The sequence below is a fragment of the Mesorhizobium sp. M0189 genome (assembly GCF_040322135.1).
Lineage (GTDB): Bacteria > Pseudomonadota > Alphaproteobacteria > Rhizobiales > Rhizobiaceae > Mesorhizobium.
Window position 1 is genome coordinate 1 of record NZ_JAMYSW010000014.1, and the last position, 19,047, is coordinate 19,047.

The 19,047-nt window shown below is 59.3% G+C and carries 29 protein-coding genes; 11 read left to right on the forward strand and 18 right to left on the reverse strand.

Annotation, left to right across the window (positions count from 1 at the left end; genetic code table 11):
- The coding region (locus tag NKJ09_RS22625) for a GTP-binding protein (RefSeq protein WP_352643573.1) at positions 1 to 349 on the reverse strand (349 nt) is incomplete at its 3' end.
- Positions 350 to 649: 300 nt separating this feature from the next.
- Between NKJ09_RS22625 and NKJ09_RS22630 the strand changes: the two genes are divergently transcribed.
- The 4 genes from NKJ09_RS22630 to NKJ09_RS22645 all read left to right on the forward strand — a co-directional run bounded on the left by NKJ09_RS22630 (position 650) and on the right by NKJ09_RS22645 (position 4,059).
- Positions 650 to 1,849, forward strand: a complete 1,200-nt coding sequence (locus NKJ09_RS22630) for a glycosyltransferase family 87 protein (RefSeq protein ID WP_352536464.1) — start codon at positions 650 to 652, stop codon at positions 1,847 to 1,849.
- An 88-nt stretch (positions 1,850 to 1,937) separates the two neighbouring features.
- Positions 1,938 to 2,825, forward strand: coding sequence for a DMT family transporter (locus NKJ09_RS22635; RefSeq protein WP_023717516.1), 888 nt, complete (start codon positions 1,938 to 1,940; stop codon positions 2,823 to 2,825).
- A gap of 19 nt (positions 2,826 to 2,844) precedes the next feature.
- Entirely contained in the window at positions 2,845 to 3,294 is a 450-nt protein-coding gene (locus NKJ09_RS22640) for a GFA family protein (protein ID WP_023717515.1), read from the forward strand.
- A gap of 141 nt (positions 3,295 to 3,435) precedes the next feature.
- Positions 3,436 to 4,059 (forward strand): peptidoglycan recognition protein family protein, encoded by a 624-nt coding sequence (locus NKJ09_RS22645; protein ID WP_023717514.1) that lies wholly within the window; start codon positions 3,436 to 3,438, stop codon positions 4,057 to 4,059.
- A 45-nt stretch (positions 4,060 to 4,104) separates the two neighbouring features.
- Here the strand turns inward: NKJ09_RS22645 and NKJ09_RS22650 are convergent, their stop codons facing one another.
- On the reverse strand, positions 4,105 to 4,362 hold the full coding sequence (locus tag NKJ09_RS22650; RefSeq protein ID WP_023717513.1) for a GlsB/YeaQ/YmgE family stress response membrane protein: 258 nt from the start codon (positions 4,360 to 4,362) through the stop codon (positions 4,105 to 4,107).
- 159 nt (positions 4,363 to 4,521) lie between these two features.
- Here NKJ09_RS22650 and NKJ09_RS22655 point away from each other — a divergent pair, with 159 nt between their 5' ends.
- The 6 genes from NKJ09_RS22655 to NKJ09_RS22680 all read left to right on the forward strand — a co-directional run bounded on the left by NKJ09_RS22655 (position 4,522) and on the right by NKJ09_RS22680 (position 7,236).
- Positions 4,522 to 4,989 carry a YidB family protein gene (locus NKJ09_RS22655; protein ID WP_023717512.1) on the forward strand — a complete coding sequence of 156 codons (468 nt, stop codon included), beginning with the start codon at positions 4,522 to 4,524 and terminating at the stop codon, positions 4,987 to 4,989.
- 285 nt (positions 4,990 to 5,274) lie between these two features.
- A complete protein-coding gene (locus NKJ09_RS22660; RefSeq protein WP_352763540.1) occupies positions 5,275 to 5,961 on the forward strand; it encodes a hypothetical protein in 687 nt (228 codons plus the stop codon).
- Between the two features lie 221 nt (positions 5,962 to 6,182).
- Positions 6,183 to 6,536: a hypothetical protein gene (locus NKJ09_RS22665; protein WP_352763543.1), complete on the forward strand. Its 354-nt coding sequence runs from the start codon at positions 6,183 to 6,185 to the stop codon at positions 6,534 to 6,536.
- 50 nt (positions 6,537 to 6,586) lie between these two features.
- Positions 6,587 to 6,778: a hypothetical protein gene (locus NKJ09_RS22670; RefSeq protein ID WP_352763545.1), complete on the forward strand. Its 192-nt coding sequence runs from the start codon at positions 6,587 to 6,589 to the stop codon at positions 6,776 to 6,778.
- A gap of 12 nt (positions 6,779 to 6,790) precedes the next feature.
- Positions 6,791 to 7,015 carry a hypothetical protein gene (locus NKJ09_RS22675; RefSeq protein WP_352763547.1) on the forward strand — a complete coding sequence of 75 codons (225 nt, stop codon included), beginning with the start codon at positions 6,791 to 6,793 and terminating at the stop codon, positions 7,013 to 7,015.
- Positions 7,015 to 7,236: a hypothetical protein gene (locus NKJ09_RS22680; RefSeq protein WP_352763549.1), complete on the forward strand. Its 222-nt coding sequence runs from the start codon at positions 7,015 to 7,017 to the stop codon at positions 7,234 to 7,236. Before NKJ09_RS22675 ends, NKJ09_RS22680 begins: the two co-directional genes overlap by 1 nt.
- Positions 7,237 to 7,340: 104 nt before the next feature.
- Here NKJ09_RS22680 and NKJ09_RS22685 read toward each other — a convergent pair whose 3' ends face one another.
- From NKJ09_RS22685 to NKJ09_RS22730, 10 genes are all read right to left on the reverse strand, one after another.
- Positions 7,341 to 8,222, reverse strand: a complete 882-nt coding sequence (locus NKJ09_RS22685; RefSeq protein ID WP_352763551.1) for an ATP-dependent DNA ligase — start codon at positions 8,220 to 8,222, stop codon at positions 7,341 to 7,343.
- Between the two features lie 310 nt (positions 8,223 to 8,532).
- On the reverse strand, positions 8,533 to 8,847 hold the full coding sequence (locus NKJ09_RS22690; RefSeq protein ID WP_352763554.1) for a hypothetical protein: 315 nt from the start codon (positions 8,845 to 8,847) through the stop codon (positions 8,533 to 8,535).
- A 95-nt stretch (positions 8,848 to 8,942) separates the two neighbouring features.
- Positions 8,943 to 9,230 carry a DUF4406 domain-containing protein gene (locus tag NKJ09_RS22695; protein ID WP_352763557.1) on the reverse strand — a complete coding sequence of 96 codons (288 nt, stop codon included), beginning with the start codon at positions 9,228 to 9,230 and terminating at the stop codon, positions 8,943 to 8,945.
- The gene (locus tag NKJ09_RS22700) at positions 9,230 to 9,517 is read right to left on the reverse strand and encodes a DUF6378 domain-containing protein (protein WP_352763560.1); all 288 of its coding nucleotides are present in this window, start codon (positions 9,515 to 9,517) and stop codon (positions 9,230 to 9,232) included. Before NKJ09_RS22700 ends, NKJ09_RS22695 begins: the two co-directional genes overlap by 1 nt.
- Before the next feature lie 930 nt (positions 9,518 to 10,447).
- Positions 10,448 to 11,845 (reverse strand): metallophosphoesterase, encoded by a 1,398-nt coding sequence (locus NKJ09_RS22705; protein ID WP_352763562.1) that lies wholly within the window; start codon positions 11,843 to 11,845, stop codon positions 10,448 to 10,450.
- Positions 11,846 to 11,878: 33 nt separating this feature from the next.
- Entirely contained in the window at positions 11,879 to 12,253 is a 375-nt protein-coding gene (locus NKJ09_RS22710) for a DUF1515 family protein (RefSeq protein WP_352763564.1), read from the reverse strand.
- 107 nt (positions 12,254 to 12,360) lie between these two features.
- Positions 12,361 to 12,669 (reverse strand): hypothetical protein, encoded by a 309-nt coding sequence (locus tag NKJ09_RS22715; RefSeq protein ID WP_352763565.1) that lies wholly within the window; start codon positions 12,667 to 12,669, stop codon positions 12,361 to 12,363.
- A complete protein-coding gene (locus NKJ09_RS22720) occupies positions 12,632 to 13,063 on the reverse strand; it encodes a hypothetical protein (protein WP_352763568.1) in 432 nt (143 codons plus the stop codon). Before NKJ09_RS22720 ends, NKJ09_RS22715 begins: the two co-directional genes overlap by 38 nt.
- A complete protein-coding gene (locus NKJ09_RS22725; RefSeq protein ID WP_352763570.1) occupies positions 13,063 to 13,569 on the reverse strand; it encodes a lysozyme in 507 nt (168 codons plus the stop codon). The genes NKJ09_RS22720 and NKJ09_RS22725 overlap by 1 nt, the downstream gene beginning before the upstream one ends.
- Positions 13,566 to 13,799 carry a DUF7940 domain-containing protein gene (locus tag NKJ09_RS22730; protein ID WP_352763573.1) on the reverse strand — a complete coding sequence of 78 codons (234 nt, stop codon included), beginning with the start codon at positions 13,797 to 13,799 and terminating at the stop codon, positions 13,566 to 13,568. The genes NKJ09_RS22725 and NKJ09_RS22730 overlap by 4 nt, the downstream gene beginning before the upstream one ends.
- Before the next feature lie 115 nt (positions 13,800 to 13,914).
- Between NKJ09_RS22730 and NKJ09_RS22735 the strand changes: the two genes are divergently transcribed.
- Positions 13,915 to 14,052, forward strand: a complete 138-nt coding sequence (locus NKJ09_RS22735) for a hypothetical protein (protein WP_352763574.1) — start codon at positions 13,915 to 13,917, stop codon at positions 14,050 to 14,052.
- 12 nt (positions 14,053 to 14,064) lie between these two features.
- Here the strand turns inward: NKJ09_RS22735 and NKJ09_RS22740 are convergent, their stop codons facing one another.
- The 6 genes from NKJ09_RS22740 to NKJ09_RS22765 all read right to left on the reverse strand — a co-directional run bounded on the left by NKJ09_RS22740 (position 14,065) and on the right by NKJ09_RS22765 (position 19,044).
- Positions 14,065 to 14,784, reverse strand: coding sequence for a TylF/MycF/NovP-related O-methyltransferase (locus NKJ09_RS22740; protein WP_352763576.1), 720 nt, complete (start codon positions 14,782 to 14,784; stop codon positions 14,065 to 14,067).
- Between the two features lie 66 nt (positions 14,785 to 14,850).
- Positions 14,851 to 15,693, reverse strand: a complete 843-nt coding sequence (locus NKJ09_RS22745) for a hypothetical protein (protein ID WP_352763577.1) — start codon at positions 15,691 to 15,693, stop codon at positions 14,851 to 14,853.
- 4 nt (positions 15,694 to 15,697) lie between these two features.
- Positions 15,698 to 17,461 carry an SGNH/GDSL hydrolase family protein gene (locus NKJ09_RS22750; RefSeq protein ID WP_352763579.1) on the reverse strand — a complete coding sequence of 588 codons (1,764 nt, stop codon included), beginning with the start codon at positions 17,459 to 17,461 and terminating at the stop codon, positions 15,698 to 15,700.
- Positions 17,462 to 17,526: 65 nt separating this feature from the next.
- Entirely contained in the window at positions 17,527 to 17,934 is a 408-nt protein-coding gene (locus NKJ09_RS22755; RefSeq protein ID WP_352763582.1) for a hypothetical protein, read from the reverse strand.
- Positions 17,934 to 18,806 (reverse strand): hypothetical protein, encoded by an 873-nt coding sequence (locus NKJ09_RS22760; RefSeq protein WP_352763585.1) that lies wholly within the window; start codon positions 18,804 to 18,806, stop codon positions 17,934 to 17,936. Before NKJ09_RS22760 ends, NKJ09_RS22755 begins: the two co-directional genes overlap by 1 nt.
- A gap of 1 nt (position 18,807) precedes the next feature.
- Positions 18,808 to 19,044 (reverse strand): hypothetical protein, encoded by a 237-nt coding sequence (locus NKJ09_RS22765; RefSeq protein WP_352763588.1) that lies wholly within the window; start codon positions 19,042 to 19,044, stop codon positions 18,808 to 18,810.
- Positions 19,045 to 19,047: the final 3 nt, after the last annotated feature.

Consider the following 19,047-nt stretch of genomic DNA (forward strand, 5'->3'; position numbering starts at 1 on the left):
AAAGGATGTGCTCGCGGGTCTGCGGCATCGGGCCGTCGGCGGCCGACACGACCAGGATCGCGCCGTCCATCTGCGCGGCACCGGTGATCATGTTCTTCACATAGTCGGCGTGGCCGGGGCAGTCGACATGGGCATAGTGGCGGGCAGCCGTCTCGTATTCGACGTGTGCCGTCGAAATGGTGATGCCGCGTGCCTTTTCTTCCGGCGCCGCATCGATCTGGTCGTAGCGCTTGTATTCGCCAAAATACTTGGTGATCGCCGCCGTCAGCGACGTCTTGCCGTGGTCGACGTGACCAATCGTGCCAATGTTCACATGAGGCTTAGTGCGCTCGAATTTACCTTTTGCCATAGTCTCTTTCCTTGGACGGCCTAAGGACGGCCTGGACCTTCAGTTCAGTCGAATGCGGGGCGATTAGCGACTAAGGCCGAAAAACACAAGTGCCTTGTGGCTGAGCGCGGCTCACTCGGTTCGAACCCATGATCCGATTTAGGGGATGTGGCCGATATGGGAATGGCAAGACGGAAATGTAAGATGGGCACGACCCAAGGCCGGAGGCGCCACAAACCCTTAATGACACTCCCTTAATGAGACTGGCTTAATGACACTGGAGCAGAATGGCGCCTGGGCACTTGCGGGTAAATGAGCATCATGCGGATTGCCACCATCGCGACAGGGCAGAACCTGCAACGTCTGATCTATCTGGCCATATGCGGCTTGATCTGCACTTACATCGGCGTGCTTGGCATTTCGATATTGATCGGCAGCTGGCTGTTCGACGAAAACGGGCGGCCGCTGGCGACCGACTTCATCGCATTCTGGGGGGCTGGCAAGCTTGTCCTGCAAGGCCATGCCGCCGATGCCTATAATTGGGACCTGCACAAGAGCATCTCGACCGCTGAAAGCGGTGCTACCTTCGACGGCTATTTTTCATGGCAGTATCCTCCGACTTTCCTGATCGTGACCGCCGCACTGGCGTTGCTATCCTATCCGGCTGCATTGGTTGCATGGATGGCGACCGGGATAACGCTCTACGCCGCCGCCATACGGCTGATCGGGAACACACGCGTTGCGATTCTGGCAGCCATGGCCTGGCCCCCCGTGCTTTGGAATACCGTGGTCGGCCAAAACGGCTTCATTACCGCTGCGTTGCTTGGCGCAGCCATCGCCTCGATCGAAAAACGCCCCGCGCTGGCCGGCCTCTGCTTCGGCCTGCTCACCCATAAGCCGCAATTCGGTCTGATGATCCCGCTTGCGCTCATCGCCGGAGGCTTTTGGCGAGTGATCGGTTGGGCCGCTGTTTCCACCACCGTCATGATCATGCTTTCCATCGGCCTCTTCGGCGCCGAGATTTGGTCCGATTTCTTCGATGCCGCCGCCAAGGTCAACGGCACCATTCTCGTCGATGGTAGGGCTGACTTCTCCAAGCTTCAAAGCCTCTACGGTTTTGTCCGCGCGCTTGGGTGGAATTGGACGCTCGCATGGACCGCGCAGGGCCTGCTCATCGCAGTTCTGAGCGCCGGCATTGTCTGGATATGGCGTCAAAAAGTGGCGTTCGACGTCAAGGCAGCAGCGCTCGCAACCGTGACGATTCTCGCTTCGCCTTACGCGTTCATCTATGATTTCGTGGCTCTTGCCATCCCGCTGGCGTTTCTAGGAAAATCAGGATTTTCGGCGAAAGAAAGCGCTGTCGTGATCGCTGCCGGAATTCTGCTCGTCTCGGGCCCCTCGGACCACCTGGCCACCGCCTTTCTCTCGGCGCTGCTTGTGTCAGGCCTGGTGGTCGGCCGCGCATGGCAGGCTTTTCCGACACGCTTGGCTTCGCGGGCTGGAGCGCTCAACGTGAATTGAAGCCATAATCCGTTCGCTTGCCGCTGGAAATCCGTTCGCTTGCCGCTGGCCCATTGCCGCTGCTGCGCCGGTCTGATTTCGTCGGCCCATGCATTTCATCCCGACTGCCATCCGAGGCCCGCTGTTCATGGTCGTTTCGACCGGGTCCTACATCGTGAACGACACGATGATGAAGCTCGCAACCGCGGGACTGCCGCCCTATGAGGTGCTGTTCCTGCGCGGCGCTGCGGCAACATTGTGGGGCATTCCGCTGCTGTTCATGCTGGGCTATGGCAAGCAGATCCCGCTGATCCTCGACGCGAAGGTGTTGCGCAGGAACCTGCTCGAACTGGGTGCTATCCTTTGCTACGTGGTGGCGCTCGCCAACATGCAGATCGCCGATTCGACCGCGCTTGGGCAGATCACACCCTTGCTGATGCTGGTCGGCTCCTCGATCCTGTTTGGCGAACGGATCGGCGGGGTGCGGCTGGCGCTGATCGGCCTTGGCTTTATCGGCGCGGTGATGGTGGCACAACCGACGATGCAGGGGATTTCGGTCTACGCCCTGCTGGCGCTGGGCAATGCCGCTCTGTCCGCGGCACGCGATCTGGCGGGACGCAAGGTCGCCGCCGAGGTGCCGGGGATGGTTGTTGCCATTTCCGCGGTGGTCGTGGTGCTCGCCGGCGCCGGCGTCGCGCATCTGCTTTCCGAGCAGTGGGTCGTGCCTGAAACCCATCACCTGCTGCTGATGGCGGGGGCCGGACTGTTCCTGATCTTCGGCCACTTCTTCATCTTCATGGCCTATCGGGTCGGGCCGACCAGCGTGGTGGCGCCGTTCTACTATTGCTTCACCGTCTGGGCGGTGATTTCGGGCCTGGTGGTATTCCGGCAACTCCCGAATGCGCTGGCCATCTGCGGTATCCTGCTGGTGGTGGCCAGCGGGTTGACAATCGTCTCGCTCGACGAGCGCAAGCGCCGGTTGACTGTCGTCGCCTAGAGCGGAAGTGGAGAAGCGCATGGCAAGCCCGGAAAGCAACCAGAATGCAAGCAACCGCACGCTCACCGGAAAGTGCCTGTGCGGCGCCGTTCAGTATGCGGTGGCGGACGCGTTCATCTATGCCGCGAACTGCCACTGCTCGAACTGCCGGCGCACCACCGGTTCGGCGTTCAAGCCATTCGCCGGCATCGAACGCGACAGGCTGAGCCTGACCAGGGGCGAGGACAATCTCATGATCTTCGGCGACGAAACCGGCCATAACGCGCACTGCAAGACTTGCGGCTCGTTGCTCTATTCGGTGGTCCGCGGCGGTGCCTTCGTGCATGTCGCCATGGGAACCCTGGTCGACGAGCCGACCATCCGCCCGACGCAGCACATCTTTGTCGGCTCCAAGGCGAAGTGGTTCACGATCACCGACGACCTGCCGCAATATGAAGAACACGTGGTCGCTGGAGATGCCGACGAATAGCTGACCGTTAGAAAACGCTCAACCAAATTATCGTTTCGTTTTCGCGTCCGTCGCCAAAGAAACTATACTGTGCTCCGTCACCGAACCTATGTCGCGGGGATTTCTGTGGCATTACCGCCCGAGTGGTTGCCCAATGTTGCGATGAGGCGCGTCATTTGCCATTGGACGGCGGGCTCGCATTCGGCCGGCGATACCGAGAAGGATGCATATCACATACTGGTCGAGGGGAATGGCCGTCTGGTCAGGGGCCGGCCTTCGATCGCGCTCAATTCCGGCCGGGTAAAACCGGGATATGCCGCGCACACGCTCAACTGCAACGGCGGCTCGATCGGGGTTTCGCTCTGTTGCATGGCCGGGGCGGAGGAAAGGCCGTTCGATGCCGGCCGCTATCCGATGACCAGGGCGCAGTGGGACGCGATGACCGCGGTTGTCGCCGAACTCTGCAAATATTACCGCATCAAGGTCACGCCCAAAACGGTGCTCTCGCACGCCGAGGTCGAAAGCAATCTCGGCATCGAGCAACGCGGAAAATGGGATTTCACCCGGCTGCCTTTCGATCCGACGATCAGCGGCGCAAGCGGCTGCGGCGAGCGGCTGCGCCGCGACGTGACGGCGGCAATGAGCTCGATGCCAAATCTGCCGGTGAGGATTGGGCGGGATGCCGTATGGCAGCGATTGCTGGAGGAACTATGGCCGATCATGGTGAGAGGGCTGGAAGCCGGCCTCAACACGCTGATCCGCGAAATCCTCAGAAGGATCAGATAGGCGGTCGGCATTCACCCGAATGCCGACGCAACTGCCGGACGGCTTCTATAGAGCCCTCTTGCCGCTGAACTGATGATAGGCCCAGAGGACAACCACGGCACCGACCACGGCTACGATCAGGCTATAGATGTTGAGCCCGGTAACGCCCGACGCGCCAAACGCGCTGAAGATGAGCCCTCCGACGATGGCCCCGACAATCCCGAGCACGATGTCGAGCACAAGGCCTTGCCCGCTTTTATTGACGATCTTGCTGCCTATGAAGCCGGCGATGACGCCGAGAATAATCCAGCTTAATATTGACATTTTTCCTCTCCGTTCCCCGCGCTCGATTACTTCCACATTATTAAGCAAAGCTCAAGCCAACTTGAAAATCATGATTACGGAAAGCTCAAACCGGCTTGAAATTCGCCATGGATGCGTCATTGTCGGAGACGGACGGGCAATTTGACATGGAGATCCACAATGGGACTGTTTGACAATGCCGTTCCCGGCGGCAACGTCGCCAAGCCGCTGATGATCGCGCTCGGCGCACTTTTGGTGGGAAAAATGCTGAGCGGTGGAAGTTCCGCCCAGCCGGAGGCAACGCAAAGCCCTGCCCCCGTCCCGCCTGATACAACAGCATCTGCCGATGGCGGCCTGCTCGGCGGTCTGGGCGGCCTGCTCGACAAACTGAAGGACGCCGGCCACGGCAACGTCGCCAATTCGTGGGTCGGTACCGGTCAGAACCAGCCGATCAACCCCAGCGATCTGGGCAGCGCTCTCGGGCCACAAATCATTCAGGAGATCGCGCAAAGGACGGGGCTGAACCAGCAGGACCTGCTCAAGCAACTGTCCGCAGCCTTGCCAGGGCTTGTCGACCAGCTGACGCCGAACGGGCAAGTGCCGCAGCAGAACCAGCTCGCGTCCATATTCAGCAAATTCGCGAGTTAAGGCATGTCGCCCAACACCCCCTGCGGTTTGGTACAACGACATGCATAAAACAACGGATTGAGGTCGTTGCGCGTCCGTCTGGACGCGCAACCAACACTTTGAATTATCGGCAAAGCGCTTCACTTGGCGGTGCCTGCTTCGGGATCGTGCGCGAGGGACGCCGCGGCTGCGGGAAATCTGGAGCGGGTAGCGGGAATCGAACCCGCATATTCAGCTTGGAAGACTTCTGCGTATCCAATGAAATCAGTGGGATATTCCAGAACCCGTGGCATTGGAGGTTGAATCGTGCCTGAACAGCATACAAAGAGGCGTGATCGTCCAGGCTATCACGAGCGCCGCCGAGCAGATGGCTCGGCGGCGCGTTATTGGCACCCTCGGCGCGCGTTTAAGAAGGCTCCAAATACTATGCCAGGAAGGCGTATCCCGGACCACCTATCCGATAGCGAGGTTTCAATCCTTTGCCGCGATTGGACGGCAGACCTGAAGAAGGAACTGGCTGACGAGGCGAAGCATCGCGCCACCTTTGAGCGCCGCCACATCGCAACGCACTTAGGCGGTATCTACGCTAAGCGAGCTGCCTGTAACGGTTGGCCATGCTCGATCGATGCTGAATGGATTGAACGAAAGCTCGTCGATCTTGATGATCGCTGCGAGGTGAGTGGCCTTCTCTTCGACTATTCAGCCCCTCAAAAGGTCAGGAAATATTTCAAGCATCCAATGAGGCCGAGCTTAGATCGGATTGATAACGCTGACGGCTATGTGCCTAACAACGTTTTCCATCAACGTCGGCATCAACGAATGGGGTCTCGACCATTACCTCACAATTTGCCGCGCTGCCGTTGTCAAACAGTCGCTTCCACAGGGGGTTTGAAGTGGCGAACGACAAAGGTCATCGGATGCGGGCGCGGCGGCGACCGAGACGGCGTCATGATGATGTCAGCCTTTGTGAAACGGGTCGGGGTGCGAAAATGACGGTGGATAATGACGCAAAGAGCCATCTTGAGGATACCATCCTTGGGATGAGCTTGGGTGAGACGATCTTGTTCGACGCCGGTTTCGTTCACGCCGCGGTAGGCGTTTGGTCAATAGACCGATGGGGTCTAAGCGGCACAAGCATCTTCATGGGCTGACAGCCGCTCCGATCTTGAGATCGAGGTTCCGGACGGAGAAGACATAGTGAAGGTGAAGCGGAAATGATGAAAACGTTCAACAGAACAAGGTTCCTGTCTGAAATCGACAGAATGCTCATGCGCGACCGGCGCGGCGCTATTGACGATATGCTGCAGGTTCTTCGCGAGTGCGGAGCGATCAAAGAGGCGCGCGTGGAAGTGCCGATGGATAGGCGCTTTGAAGGCGATCAGAATTACCAGGATTCCCGCAAGCGTATTGCCGCAGACCACATCGGCCGATTGTTGCTTGAAACTGAAGCCTTGTCGTTTCGGGATGGTGCGGTGGCGCCAGGGTATCCTACCTTCCAACCAGAGTATCCGACCTTCCAAAAGGATCTGATAGGCACGGCATTCTTCGTGGCGGATGGGGCTAAGTGATGGACGCAGAGGCCAAGGAGCACTTGCGCTTGCGCACGGAGGGAAGGCCGATGCCTGAACTGACCGAAGCCGGAAAGAAGGTGAGAGATATCTGTTGGGCCACCTTCCGCCAACCGATGACTTGTCTCGGTCTATCCATCAAGGACATGCGCGATCTCGGTCTTATCGAGCCGGGCGAAGGCCCGTTGACCGGAGAGGAACTTCGTTCGGCGATTGAGCTCGGATGGGAGGGAAAGCGATGATGGAGGATGAGGATGCCTAACGGCTACCGCGACTGGACCAACGGACGTTTCATGCACGCGCCGCCGCCTAGAGCAACCAGCCCAAGTCAAGCGGAAATCATCGACGCGCTCGTGGCTGCGCTCGAGGGCTTGATCGCTGAACTCAAACGAGAGATGCCTAATGCGGCTGACCTGGAGAAGGGCACTGCGTGGTTAGACGCCGAAGCCGCACTTGCGCTTGCGCGCGGAGGGAAGTGATGAAAAAGACAATCGAAGAAATGAAAGAACTGCCGATTGGTCCGTCATTCGGCCAGCAAAAACGCGTCATTGGTGGAAAGACTGTTTGGGTTCCTGTCGCTCCTGAGACCAAGGCGTCATCGCATGATGATGACGACGTGATTGGCTATTCCGACGAAACTGGAAGATGGCAGGTTGGCCAATACATAGACGGCTCTTGCTTCAGACGGAGAGTTGGATGACCATCCAATCCCTAGCCCGCAAGCCGTGTTGAGGCTCTACGGCCCCTTGCCGGTCCACGAGGGCGAGGCTCTGGCCAAGGCCATCATCGAGGCGGTCGAGCGGCTTACCTGTCCCGATCCACCAAATCCTGCACCGACGCATGGCGCAGCCTCGCCTCACCTCGCAGATGACGGACACGGGCGGTGATCCCGGGCTTCACCCATTCGACATCTCCGTCAGCGACCGCGGTTGGCACTCCGGCCGGTTGTTCGGCTCGGTCGCGCTCTATGCGACGCCACAGGCGTTCCTTGATGACGCGGGTGGTGGCGATGACGGCCTTGCCGACATATTTTCCGTCCTTGGCGAACAACCCCTCCGTCTGCTTGCCAGGCTCTCGCCTGACGCCGATCAGGTCCAAATCATCGACGTCCCAGCATTTGGTCTTCACCCAAAAGTCGGACTCGCCGCTGCGATAGGGGCTGTTCCTGCGCTTCGACACCATTCCTTCCAACCCCATCTTGTCGACGGCGGCAAAGAAATCGGCGCCGCCGCCTTCGACATGTTGGCTGTACTGGATGATGCCGTCGGCGGGCTTCACAAGATCCCATAGGATCGCCTTGCGCTCGATCGCCGGCAGCGCGCGCAGATCCCGCCCATCCTTGTACAGGATGTCGAAGGTGACGAAGGCCAGCAGTTCGGCGTTCCAGGCCATGCGCGAGTGCATTTGGTGAAAATTCGGCCGTCCGTCTGCCTCGGGCGCGATCATCTCGCCGTCAACGATGAAAGACTTCGCCGGCAATTTCTCGGCGGCGTCAACGACGGGCCAATATCGCTTTGACCAGTCGATGCCTGTTCGGGTGAGTGTACGGGCGCCGGCCCAATCAAGGATCAATTGCGTGCGGAAGCCGTCATACTTGATCTCGTGCAGCCAATCGTCGCTCACCGGCGGCTCGAGCACCAGAAGTGGCTCTTGCGGCTTGATGAACTTCAGCCGGTCGGTACTCATGCACATACTCCCGGGGACGCCATTCAATCAGTTTTCGCTAAAATGGTTCCCAAAACGCAAAAAGCCCGCCCCGGCGAACCGGAGCGGGCTGATTAGGGCTTTCCATGAGGACGGGTATCAACGCCTGTACGGTGGTTGGCCATTCGGATAGCGAAATCCACAGCCGCTGCCCTGCCTACCTGCCAACCCCTCACGGACGGGAGAAGCGTATCAGGGCTCACCACAAAACGCAAAAAAGCCCCGCCGGCCGATGCCAGCGGGGCGAGATCGGTCGAGGTAATGGTCAGGTGACGGCGACTGCCATCTTGGGCTATTCGCGCGGCGGCCAGAAGCACTGACGGCTTCCCTCGCCAATCGCCGTCGATGTGACCCAGAACAGATCGTTTCCATCGAGCATCAACTGGCCGTTGAAGGCCGAAGTCTCTGAGTCGCCCCAGACCTTGGTGATGATCAGAGGGAAGACGTCGCCTTCCTTGAGATCATTTCCAACATGCACTTGGGCGCCGGATCGGATCGCGTGGTGCCAGGGAAGTTTTTCCCGAGCATCCTTGCGCCGTTGGTTGATGGCGATGGCGTCCTGTCCCGATACGCGATAGTGCACAATTCTTCCGATGGTCGGCTTCATTGGATTTTCCTTTCCAAGAAACAACGGCGAAGCGCCGCCTACCCGCACGATGCGGATTCCGTAGCCAGGTCACGCCCGGCGAATATCGATTTCAATCAGAGGAGGATCACCTCGATGCCGATCGCCTTGGCGAGCGCATGCTCAGCGGTGGCGCCAGTTGAGCTTTCCCAACCTGGCAACAGGGCGATCGCATCGGCGTAGGTGCAGATCCAGGCGGTATCGAGAGTCATGGCGCGCCGGATGTCAGTTTCGAACGGGATGACCTCCGGCGGGTTGTAGACGAAGTGCCCTTCCGCGCGGAGATCGGCCGCTGCCGCATAGAAGGCGGGGTAGTTGAGATCAACTGGATGAGACCGCATCGGTCCAGCCAAGTAGACGTTCATCAGGCTGATTCCTGCGCGACTTCGCCGGAGCATGCAGCGTATCCGGCCATGTCGACATAATCATCCAAATTAAAGGTGCCGGACTGTGTCCTCGCCACCTTCATGAGAACCATAAGGATCCCGACGTCATGTGCATCGAGTGGCGCCGAAGGATCGCGCCTGACGGCCAGCCACGCGTTCCATACAGTGGCTATCCGGCCGAAGTTGTCACTCTTCTTGCCGTGCTGCTGTTCCCGATCACCACCGACTAGATCGGCAGCTTTGGCCGCGATGTCTGTTGCTCGCATGCGTTGCTTTTCCTCACAATTTAGTGGTACAAACGACGAACGCGCCGACGGGCGGCAACCCGACGACGCGTTCTAACCAGCCCAACACGGTGAGGTGTCAGAATGGCTGTTATCAGAGTATGTTCGATTCCAAGTTGCGGCAATCCGCTTCTCGCAAAGAGCTTCTGCCGTTTGCACTACAAGCGATGGCTCGCGCATGGCGACCCGACATTCACCAAATTTCACAGATTCTCGTCATGCGTACTGAAGGGGTGTTCGAAACCCGCGAAAGCACGAGGTCTTTGCGGCGCGCACCATGAGAGGTGGCGTCGACACGGAAGTCCTTATGGCGGTCGGACTCCTAAAGGGGAGCCGGAGCGTTACTTACGTGAAAACATCCTCACCTATGACGGTGATGATTGCATCTTCTGGCCATTCGCGGATCTGGATGGTTATGGTCGAATGATGCAGGATGGCAAATGTCGCCGAGTCTCACGGATTGTCTGCGAAGAAGTAAACGGACCACCTCCAACGGATGACCATGAAGCCGCTCACAGTTGCGGGAACGGAGATTTAGGCTGCGCAACAAAAGGTCATTTGTCGTGGAAAACGCCGACAGAGAACACCATGGATAAATTTCTCCATGGTAGGATCGCCCGCGGCACAGCCCTGCCTCAATCGAAACTAACAGAGGTGCAAGTCCGCCAAATCCGTGCGTTGTGCGGCAGGCTGTTCAATCGGGAGATTGCTGAGAGGTTTGGCATCAACGAGACAACAGTCCGCCAAATCCATAAGCGAGAAAGGTGGGCTTGGCTGGAGTGAGGCTCACGATCACTCTAAGTGCGCCTCATAGACCAAACACCGCATTGAGGTAGAAGCGGAACACACTGAGTTGCCAGTGCGCTGCGAACTTCCACCTGGCGATCATGATGCGGAGCGCTACGCGGCCGATCATGTGCGTTCACCAGTCGCCCGCACGCGCATGACAGGTTTGCCCAAACGGCCTTCCTCGATCACCGGCGGCTCATATAGCGTCCCCTCCTGCGGAGCGCCGAGGAAGAGCTCATTCCAAGCGATGACGCCAAGACGCTCCTCTACCGTCAGAAGGTTTTGGGATGCCGGCGACGGATCGGCCTTAAGTGCCCTCGCGGAATATGGCGAGTAGCCAACGACGCTACCATTAGCGAAACCGAACGGGATTTTAACCGAGGTGTGGTTGTGTCCCTCGAGCACATAGTGAAAGCCGCGGCCGCGGCGGCCATAGCTTTGGTGTGTCCGGTACATGCCTCGGACCTGTTTGTAGACCGGACCATAGAGGCCGCCTGTGCCGCCGACCCCTTCATGGCCGTGCTGGAGCAGAAACCACCAACCGTAGACATTGAAAAGCGCCTCGCCAGAGCCGGTGTAGTAGAATTTCACCCAGTCTTGGTTGCCGAGTATCTTCTCGATGGACCACGAGATCATTATATCCCAGTTGTCGATTGCACCCTCGTTGACATGAGGCTTAAGCGACAGCCTGCCATGGTTGCCAGGTGAGGTGTACACTCGGATCGGGACGCCGACTTGTTCGTGCAAGAACTTGATCCCGCCAGCAGTCAATTCAGAGATTAGCTTTGCGCTCTCAACGACGGGCATGGCGCCGCCGCGTCGCGATTCCTCGCGCAAGTTCCCGTCGATCATGTCACCGCCGAGGCAGACCACGATCTCCTCGACCGGATCACCGCTCCAATGCTCGGTGAGCAATGATGCCGTCTTCTGAAAAAGCCGATTCATACGGGCTTTGCATATCTCGCCCGAATACGAATTCAGTCCGTCCATCTCGTAAAGATCGACACTCTCCCCACAGTGAACGTCGGAAATGTGCAGGATGGCTATTCTCTTGCCGCCCTTCCTTGATCCTGGAACCGGTCGGATGATCGCCGGCGCTTCAAGCGCTTCGGCAAGATTCATGATCGTGCCACGCACATCTTGGAGAGATATGACCTGATCGAGCAGATCTTTTTGATGGCGCTTCAAAGCAGCCAGTTCCTGCTCCAGTCGACGCTCTCGGATGCGATCGTCGACGGTGGCTTGGGCCTTCTCCACAATCTCAGGCGCGATCAACGCCGGCGGCTGATAGATTGTCCAGTCCGGCGAAAAATTCTTCTTGTGAGTGGACTTGAGGCCGTCCTGGCTGATGATCCAGCTATGCATTGCACCGCGACCAATTCCAAGTCTCTTCGCGGATTCCGTTATGCTCGACCCCTTCCCTCCGGTGATATCACGTGGAGTAAACCATTCTCGCAGAGCGGCCTCAACGGCGGCCTTGCGACGTTCACTCTCCACGTCGGACAGCGCTGGTGTGCCCATCAAACTCTCCTGCTGTTGACCTCAGAGGTCAGTTCACTGCGCCCGAATGAGGCGCATGATCGTATCGAAGTAGTAGACGGCGAGGCCGGCCACTGTTCCGCCAACTGCGGACCCGGCGATGCCAGAAACGAAGAGCGCGCCGATCCCTCGCTGTTTCCACATCTTCACTTCATCGGTGACTTTCTTGGAGTCTGCGACGGTGTCTTTCATCACTTTCACTTCGGAGCTCATCGCCCCGAACTGGTCAACAAGGACGTCGACGCGCCGGTGAATTGCTGCGCGGTGCTGATCTGCTCTGCGGTTGTTTTCGAACGCGGCGTCTTCCGATCTTGCCAGCATCTGGCCGAGATTCTTCACCTCTGCTCTGAGGCCGCCGATCGCTTCAGAAATGTCATCAAGATTCGTCATAGCGTTGTGTCCCCAACTCAGGCGGTGCGCCCGTCTTCAAGCAGATGTGATAAGGATCATGACGATGCAGAGCCCGAGCAGGACCAGCATCGCGGCGAGCCAGTATTTCATTTTGGCTCTCTGGCCTTACGCGTGCGGTCATACCAGGCGGTGCAGTTCGCTATCTGTTTGTTGGCGCCACCGAGCGCGTTGTCGGTCTTCTTGGCAGCTGTGTCGAAGCGGTCTCCAAGACCAACCCCGCTACGCCACTGTTTGCGGCATTCTGCCGGATAGGCCGGCATGCGCCGCGCTTCCTGCACAATCTTCTCGGCGGCCGTCACCGCTTCTTTGGCAACGTTGGCTTTTGCCTTGTCGCCATAGGCCTGGCCGAGAAGCGCCCTATTTGTTGCGCAGCCCGTCAAGGAACTGCTGATCAACGCGGCAGTCAGGAGGAAGAGGAGCGTTTTCGATTTTGGCGAGTTCATCTGCCATTTCCTTCTTCTCGGCATCGGTGAGCGTCAGTTGGGTTTCGAGTTCGATGCGAGCCGAGCGCTCTTCGTCGGCGATCTTCCGCTGCTCTTCAGCCTTGCCATCGCTCCAGGCGCGGAGGCGACGCTCTTCGATCAACGATGCGTTGATGGCTTCCAGTTGGGCGCCGGCGACGAGCTCGGTCACCGCCTTGTTGACGGCAGTGCGGACGGCCGATGTGCGATCGAGCCAAACCCATCCACCGGCAATCAGGATAACCCAGATCGGCAGAGCGATGCAGTAGGTCAGAATCGGGCCGATGACCCGCCAGATGGGCAGCCATAGTGCGAGGAGGGCGCCCATCAGTGCAAACCCTTCAGGCAGAGAGCCCGCTCGGTTGCGCGACGATTGACCAGACCCCTACTGACCTTGCCGCCGGCCTTGTTGAACGAAGGCAGCGTGTCGCAGATGGCACGCCATTGCTTGGCGTTGGTCTTGGCCGGCAGCGATGAACCGCAGAAGCCGTCCCTACCACGGGAGCCTGGGCCCGCGCCGATATTGTAAGTCAGCGACAGCTCGGCGATGTAGATCTCGATCGGAATGCCATCCGGATCCTTGAGACACTTGCGCATGCCCTGCTCGTGCGCGACCAGGCTATCGACCAGCATGTTGTCACAGGTGGCCTTCGAGAACTTCATGCCTGGCTTGATCCCCTTGGTCTCGCCGTAGCAGGCGGTCCAGACGCCGATGATGTCGCGGTAGGCATAGAGCTTGAGGCCCTCGTAACCACCCACCGTCTGCACTGCGAGATGACCAGCTACTGTCATCGCTCCAACGGCGCTGACCAGCCTGCTCTTGCCGAACTTCATTGCTTTTCTCCTGAAACCTTGTCTTGTGGGATGAATCGGGCGAGCAGCGCCCCGGCTGACAACAAGCCGCCGAGAACTCCGAACCAGGCGTTGGAAATCGGCAGGTAGCCATTGAGAAACGGCCACGCCGTATCGAGGCCGGTTACGATCAGGAAGAAGACTGCCGCGACGTTGAGATGAACGCTCCAGGCATGGCGAAGCACGCGACGCCAATTGTCGATGACGCGCATGGCAGTTCCATTCCGCCCTCACGGGCAGTTGATTTAAGGTGGATGTGCTGTGGGCAGTTGACTTGCCCGCCGGGTGAGCGCCTAACGTCGCGCTGCACAATCCGGCGGAAAATCAATGGCGTTGCGGATCAGGCTGCCGGGCGGAACGCTCAAGGTGAAGACCTATCGCGAACTACGGACCCGTGAGCGCGATCGCCGCGTTTCGGTCATGAAGGTAGGATGGATCTACCTGATCTGGTGGCCAAACAAATAGCGCATCGGAGGACTAACCAAGGTCGGCGATGAACAGCGCTCGTTTGGTCGTAAGAATATGATTTAGCTTGATGTGCGGATTGACTGAAAGCCATTCGGCAACAGCACGGCGGATGCCATACCTGTCGCTGGCGTGATGCCGGTTCCAGTCGTCGAGGACAAGGGCTGAACCGGTTTGGAGCCTGCCGGTAATGAAGTTCAGGGCATCACGCGCGCCCTCGTAGATGTCGCAGTCGATATAGGCAACGGCGACTTTGGACCCCTCCAGAACCGACAGGTCCCTGCCGGCCGCAAACAGCTCTGAAAAGAAGCCTGGAATGGAAATAACCCTGTCCATCGGCAAGCCAGCCTGCCGACAGTTTTTCTCGAACAAAGCTTGCGATGCCGAAAAGGCCCCTTTGCTGTATTGCGCCGGAAGATGTGCCTCTTTCGATTCTGGCAGGCCCTCGAAGGAGTCGAAAGCAAATAAGCGCATCGACCGGTACAGGTCTCGGTCACAATAATTGCGCGCCAAACCGGCGGCGTCGATGAAACTCCGGCCTTTAAACACCCCGAACTCGTAATAGTCGCCGGGTAACTGATTGCCCCCGACGGTCTCGAATGCCATTCGATTTGGATAATCCATCATGATTTGCCTGGTCGAGGCGACCATGAGCGGACGTAAAGCGAATGCGAGGCGGGCAAGACCCTTGCGCCGCACCTTACCGAGGAATGACATATCATCTGCGAACATGGCCACAACCTATGATGTAGGAAGTGGCTGTGTGTCAACGTCAAATAAATCGTTACTTGCTCAATGTTATCCAAACCTGCCCTGCCTCTTCGACCAGTCGAGATAGGACAGTGCCTCCATGTCGCGGCCGGACGTGGCGAAATCCTCGATGATGACCCGGTGCAGGACCCATTCGAGCCCGGTATTGATATGCGAGCCGAGCTGGCCCGCCATGAAGTCGGTGAACCCCGCCGTGATCGGCTGGTTGAGCGACCCGCCGTTGTCGAACACCGCCTGGCCGATATAGGCACCGTCATAAAACGTGCGCCGGGCAGAAGCAGCGCCGGCCGGCACGTACTCTGCACCGAACTGAAATGGCGTGCCGAGGACATACGGGATATCGACGGCGGCGCCGCCATCGACATTGGCACGCAACACCGTGAGCGAGTTCGGCATGACGAGGGAGATCGCGTTCTGTGTGGTCAGCGCAAATGTATAGCCCACCAGGCCATTGTATTTTGTCGTGTCGCGAACCTTGATGGTTGCATGGATCAAGAGGCCGAAGCGCCCTTGGCCGGCTACCGGTTTGCAGGCGGCGGGGAAGTTGATTCGGGCAGCGACATCGTTGAAGTTGATGCCGATTGGATCACTGCCATCAAGCTCCTGCGTCATGCCGGTGGCGTTGGGAACTGTCGCCGGACTACCCCCGCGCACCAGATTGGCAAACGTCGTGGATGTGCTGAGAGCCGAGCCATCGTTGCAGTACGGGCTTTTGAAGTCCCATGCGCCGAGAGTGCCAGGAACGACCACCTCGTCACGCTGGAGGATCGGCATGGCGTTGGCGGCCGCTATCTGGGCTGCATCCCCGGTCGCTGTGGCCTGGGCGAGCAAGTCGATGTTGGTCGACCTGCGAATGGTCATTGCGGTCATGGTGTTACCAGCCCCTGTTGAGAATATCGGTTTCGATGAAATGAGCCCAGGCGTTGGCGCCGAGCTGATTGTGGTGCAGCGTATCTCCGGCATTGCGCAACTGGCGCGGCACGACATCATTGCCGATATCGGTCAGATCATTCGCCGTCGGCGTGAGGCCAAGATAGGCAAGCGCGCTATTGACCATCCACGTCCGGACATCGACATAGTTGCTCGTGTAGGCCGCAGCGACCGCAGCATTGTGGTTCATCACAGTCGTGTAGTTGGCGTTGCCGCTCGGCTCGTTCGAATTATTGAAGACGCTGCAGATCAGGAAGCGCCTCGAATAAGGCGTGAGATGCGCCACCATCAAGGCGATGTTGGCGAGGATAGCTGCCGAGCCCGTCGTCAGGATGTCGTTGCGGCCTACCTCGATTATCGTCGTCCAGTCGCGATGCAGCGTATCGGCAACCATGCGGTTCTTGATCTGCAGCGAGGTCTCGCCGGAAACACCATAGTTCACCGTGCAGCGGTTCAGTGAGCCCGTCGGCGCGAGCTGGTCGACCCAAGGGAAGTGGGTCTGGTTCTGCGTCATCGAATCGCCCCAGCCGGCGATGTTGAGACTCGGGAACATGCGCGCCGGCGTCGAGCCTTCGCTCAGCGCGACACGGTAAAGCACCCACTCGCCGAAACCGATGTCGCGCTCGAACAGGACCGCGCTTTCATCGCCAAGGATCTGCGGCTTGCGATCGGAATAACTGGAGGTTAGCGCGAAGCTGTTGCCGGTCGTGAGATGTGTGGCGATCAGATTGCCGAACCTGACCTCGACCCGATAATTGGTGCTGAAGGTCATTCCGCCCCAGAAGGCCGGCCGCGCCAAGCGCTTCGCCAACCTCCGGTCGATACCCTCGATCAGCCGATAGCCCACGTCGACCTCGGCACTGATGAAGCCGCTCAGTTCCGGATCGCCGCCGTCCTCGAGAGTCAAATCCGAGGTCACGACAGCAGACTGAGGCGCCACAATCGGGCCGTAAGAGACCCGGTCGCCCTCAGCGGTGATGCCGCTACGGATGCGATAGTCGTCGTCGACATCGGCTTCGATGTAGCCGGTCAGATCGCTGTCGTATTCGGTGAACGGTGTGAAGGCGAACGGCAGGGCGGCGGTGAAATCGTCCATCCGCGCGCCGATCGAGGCTTTGCCGTCGCGGGCAGCCAGAACTTCAGCCGTGGTTGCATTCGCCGATCCAGACTTGACGAAGATGAGCACCGTCAGGTCAACCGAGATAGGCGCCAGATTGCTGAGGGTCCACGTCTCCGATGCATGCGTTCCAGCATCGACATCGAAGCGCGCGCCGATCACGTCTGCTTCGCTGTCCATGTCGGTCGATCGTATCGCGGCACCGGATGCCTGGACGACATAGACGCCGTCGGCGATGGCACCCGCAGATGTCGCGCGCGCCACACGATCGTTCGCGACCAGGACAAGGCCATCCAGCGTGGCGCCTGCCGTCATCGATGCCGGCGCCGTCGCGGTCGTGACGAGCAGTCGAACCGACTGCTTGGCGGGGCGGACACCACTGAGCGCCAGCTGCTCCACTGCGGTGAGGCGAGTGCCGAGTGCAGTGTCGACATCGGTGACGCGCTGATTCAGGCCGGCGACCTCGCCGTCCACGGCATCGACGAAGGGGAAGATGGCCTCAGTCGCCGGCTTGTTCGCGCCGGTGGCCTCGACGCCGTCAACGCTCCATTTGCGCCAGGCATAGCGCCCCAGGGTTTTGATCGCGCCCATACGGTTTTATCTCCCGTCGATGTTATGGTTGTTTTTGCGCGCGGAAAACGCGGACTCGGCGCGTATCAGGGCTGCAATTCCTTGACCGACACGTCGTCGATCGAAAAGTTTGGTGACCCTGATGCGGTGAACCCGAACGTCGCATTGCCAGTCGCAGCGACGATGATGGTTCTCTTCCTGCCCAAGCCGCTTGCGGTGGCGCCGCTAACGGTTGACCCGCCAGAGAAGCTTGGCGCTATGTTGCCAGCAGACCAGGCGACGACAGTGTAGCCGACATCATAGGACCGACCCGCGACCACGGAGATGGACCTCGTCAAGGAACCAGATGACACAGCGGTTGCGACGCCGGAGCCGATCGACCAGCCGCCTCCTGCGGTCCAGCCCGTGGAAACCGCGAAGTCCCCATTGACGATGAGTTCAGGGTTGGCGGGCGGCGCTCGCCTGAGCAGCATGTTGCGGATGCTGGCCAGCATCAGTCCACCGGCACGAATTTGCCGCGGAAGGTGATGACCTCGCCGTTGGCCGGCACATAGGCATTCAGCACCTTCACCAGAAAGCGAAAATCGCGACTGCCGACCGCCGTGAGTGCGATGCCAAGGTTCTGCACATGAACGTGGTTGTTGTTTGTGCCGACCGTCATCACGAACGGAACCTTGGCAACCAGCGTCTTAATCTCGGCATCGGAGACCGCAAACGCAGCATTGTCGTTGATCGCGGTCACCGCGCTGTCATAAATGTGGATCTCGCCCTGCAGCGCCGTCGGCGCTGGATTGCTAGATGTCACGATCAGATCGGAGAGGATGCAAGTCTTGCCCGCGGCGCGAACGCAACTGGCAAACGTGAAACCGCCGACCGTTGGGGAAGACGTGCTGTCCGACAGCGCGTCGTTGACCGCGTAGGTGGTGGTGTCGGCCGGCCGAGTGACGTCGACAGTGGCTGTAACAATGCCTTCGGCAGACCGTGCCGAGAGCGCTGACTGGTCGCTTGGAAGAACGACGCGCAATGACTGCGCCATAGTTCCTTGGCCGAGGGCGGCAGGATGCGCCGCTAGTAGCGCCGCAAGCGTCGTCTGTGTGGCAAAGTCCTTGCCATTGAGCGTGGTTAACAGCCCTTCGATGCCGTCGACATAGCCCTCTATTGCAAGGAGATCAGTGTGCAATTGCGGGTCAGCGACGCTCAGTGCCCCGCCGGCGCTGATCGCGGCGACATTAACGCCCGCGGCATCGACCAACGCATGCGTGGTCAGGTGCGGGCCGACACCGGTCCCGCTGACATCGACGAACTTGACCCCGCCCGGAATGGCAAGACCGGAACCGTCCAATACGTTTACGTTGCTGAAGGCCATGTCATTTTGCTCCGCGGCGCTTGGGCTTCGATGTGGCCAGTTGCGCGGCGGCGATATCGGCCGCAGCGCGGATCCTTTGCCGCTCGGCCTCCGCAGTTTGCTCGGCGCGCAGCGCGTTCTGGCGGTCGATCTCGTCCTGCATATACCGCGCCACCGGCAGCGCCTGGCCCATTGGCATGAGGTCGAGCGCGCGGCCGATCAACAGCGTTGCCTCGGCGCTGAAATTGAAACTGTACATGGC

Bases quoted from the DNA above. Each gene is read 5' to 3' on its own strand.
- NKJ09_RS22630 (WP_352536464.1), top strand. From the start codon at position 650: ATGCGGATTGCCACCATCGCGACAGGGCAGAACCTGCAACGTCTGATC.
- NKJ09_RS22635 (WP_023717516.1), top strand. From the start codon at position 1,938: ATGCATTTCATCCCGACTGCCATCCGAGGCCCGCTGTTCATGGTCGTT.
- NKJ09_RS22640 (WP_023717515.1), top strand. From the start codon at position 2,845: ATGGCAAGCCCGGAAAGCAACCAGAATGCAAGCAACCGCACGCTCACC.
- NKJ09_RS22645 (WP_023717514.1), top strand. From the start codon at position 3,436: ATGAGGCGCGTCATTTGCCATTGGACGGCGGGCTCGCATTCGGCCGGC.
- NKJ09_RS22650 (WP_023717513.1), bottom strand. From the start codon at position 4,362: ATGTCAATATTAAGCTGGATTATTCTCGGCGTCATCGCCGGCTTCATA.
- NKJ09_RS22655 (WP_023717512.1), top strand. From the start codon at position 4,522: ATGGGACTGTTTGACAATGCCGTTCCCGGCGGCAACGTCGCCAAGCCG.
- NKJ09_RS22665 (WP_352763543.1), top strand. From the start codon at position 6,183: ATGATGAAAACGTTCAACAGAACAAGGTTCCTGTCTGAAATCGACAGA.
- NKJ09_RS22670 (WP_352763545.1), top strand. From the start codon at position 6,587: ATGCCTGAACTGACCGAAGCCGGAAAGAAGGTGAGAGATATCTGTTGG.
- NKJ09_RS22675 (WP_352763547.1), top strand. From the start codon at position 6,791: ATGCCTAACGGCTACCGCGACTGGACCAACGGACGTTTCATGCACGCG.
- NKJ09_RS22680 (WP_352763549.1), top strand. From the start codon at position 7,015: ATGAAAAAGACAATCGAAGAAATGAAAGAACTGCCGATTGGTCCGTCA.
- NKJ09_RS22685 (WP_352763551.1), bottom strand. From the start codon at position 8,222: ATGAGTACCGACCGGCTGAAGTTCATCAAGCCGCAAGAGCCACTTCTG.
- NKJ09_RS22690 (WP_352763554.1), bottom strand. From the start codon at position 8,847: ATGAAGCCGACCATCGGAAGAATTGTGCACTATCGCGTATCGGGACAG.
- NKJ09_RS22695 (WP_352763557.1), bottom strand. From the start codon at position 9,230: ATGAACGTCTACTTGGCTGGACCGATGCGGTCTCATCCAGTTGATCTC.
- NKJ09_RS22700 (WP_352763560.1), bottom strand. From the start codon at position 9,517: ATGCGAGCAACAGACATCGCGGCCAAAGCTGCCGATCTAGTCGGTGGT.
- NKJ09_RS22705 (WP_352763562.1), bottom strand. From the start codon at position 11,845: ATGGGCACACCAGCGCTGTCCGACGTGGAGAGTGAACGTCGCAAGGCC.
- NKJ09_RS22710 (WP_352763564.1), bottom strand. From the start codon at position 12,253: ATGACGAATCTTGATGACATTTCTGAAGCGATCGGCGGCCTCAGAGCA.
- NKJ09_RS22720 (WP_352763568.1), bottom strand. From the start codon at position 13,063: ATGGGCGCCCTCCTCGCACTATGGCTGCCCATCTGGCGGGTCATCGGC.
- NKJ09_RS22725 (WP_352763570.1), bottom strand. From the start codon at position 13,569: ATGAAGTTCGGCAAGAGCAGGCTGGTCAGCGCCGTTGGAGCGATGACA.
- NKJ09_RS22730 (WP_352763573.1), bottom strand. From the start codon at position 13,799: ATGCGCGTCATCGACAATTGGCGTCGCGTGCTTCGCCATGCCTGGAGC.
- NKJ09_RS22735 (WP_352763574.1), top strand. From the start codon at position 13,915: ATGGCGTTGCGGATCAGGCTGCCGGGCGGAACGCTCAAGGTGAAGACC.
- NKJ09_RS22740 (WP_352763576.1), bottom strand. From the start codon at position 14,784: ATGTTCGCAGATGATATGTCATTCCTCGGTAAGGTGCGGCGCAAGGGT.
- NKJ09_RS22745 (WP_352763577.1), bottom strand. From the start codon at position 15,693: ATGACCGCAATGACCATTCGCAGGTCGACCAACATCGACTTGCTCGCC.
- NKJ09_RS22750 (WP_352763579.1), bottom strand. From the start codon at position 17,461: ATGGGCGCGATCAAAACCCTGGGGCGCTATGCCTGGCGCAAATGGAGC.
- NKJ09_RS22755 (WP_352763582.1), bottom strand. From the start codon at position 17,934: ATGCTGGCCAGCATCCGCAACATGCTGCTCAGGCGAGCGCCGCCCGCC.
- NKJ09_RS22760 (WP_352763585.1), bottom strand. From the start codon at position 18,806: ATGGCCTTCAGCAACGTAAACGTATTGGACGGTTCCGGTCTTGCCATT.
- NKJ09_RS22765 (WP_352763588.1), bottom strand. From the start codon at position 19,044: ATGTACAGTTTCAATTTCAGCGCCGAGGCAACGCTGTTGATCGGCCGC.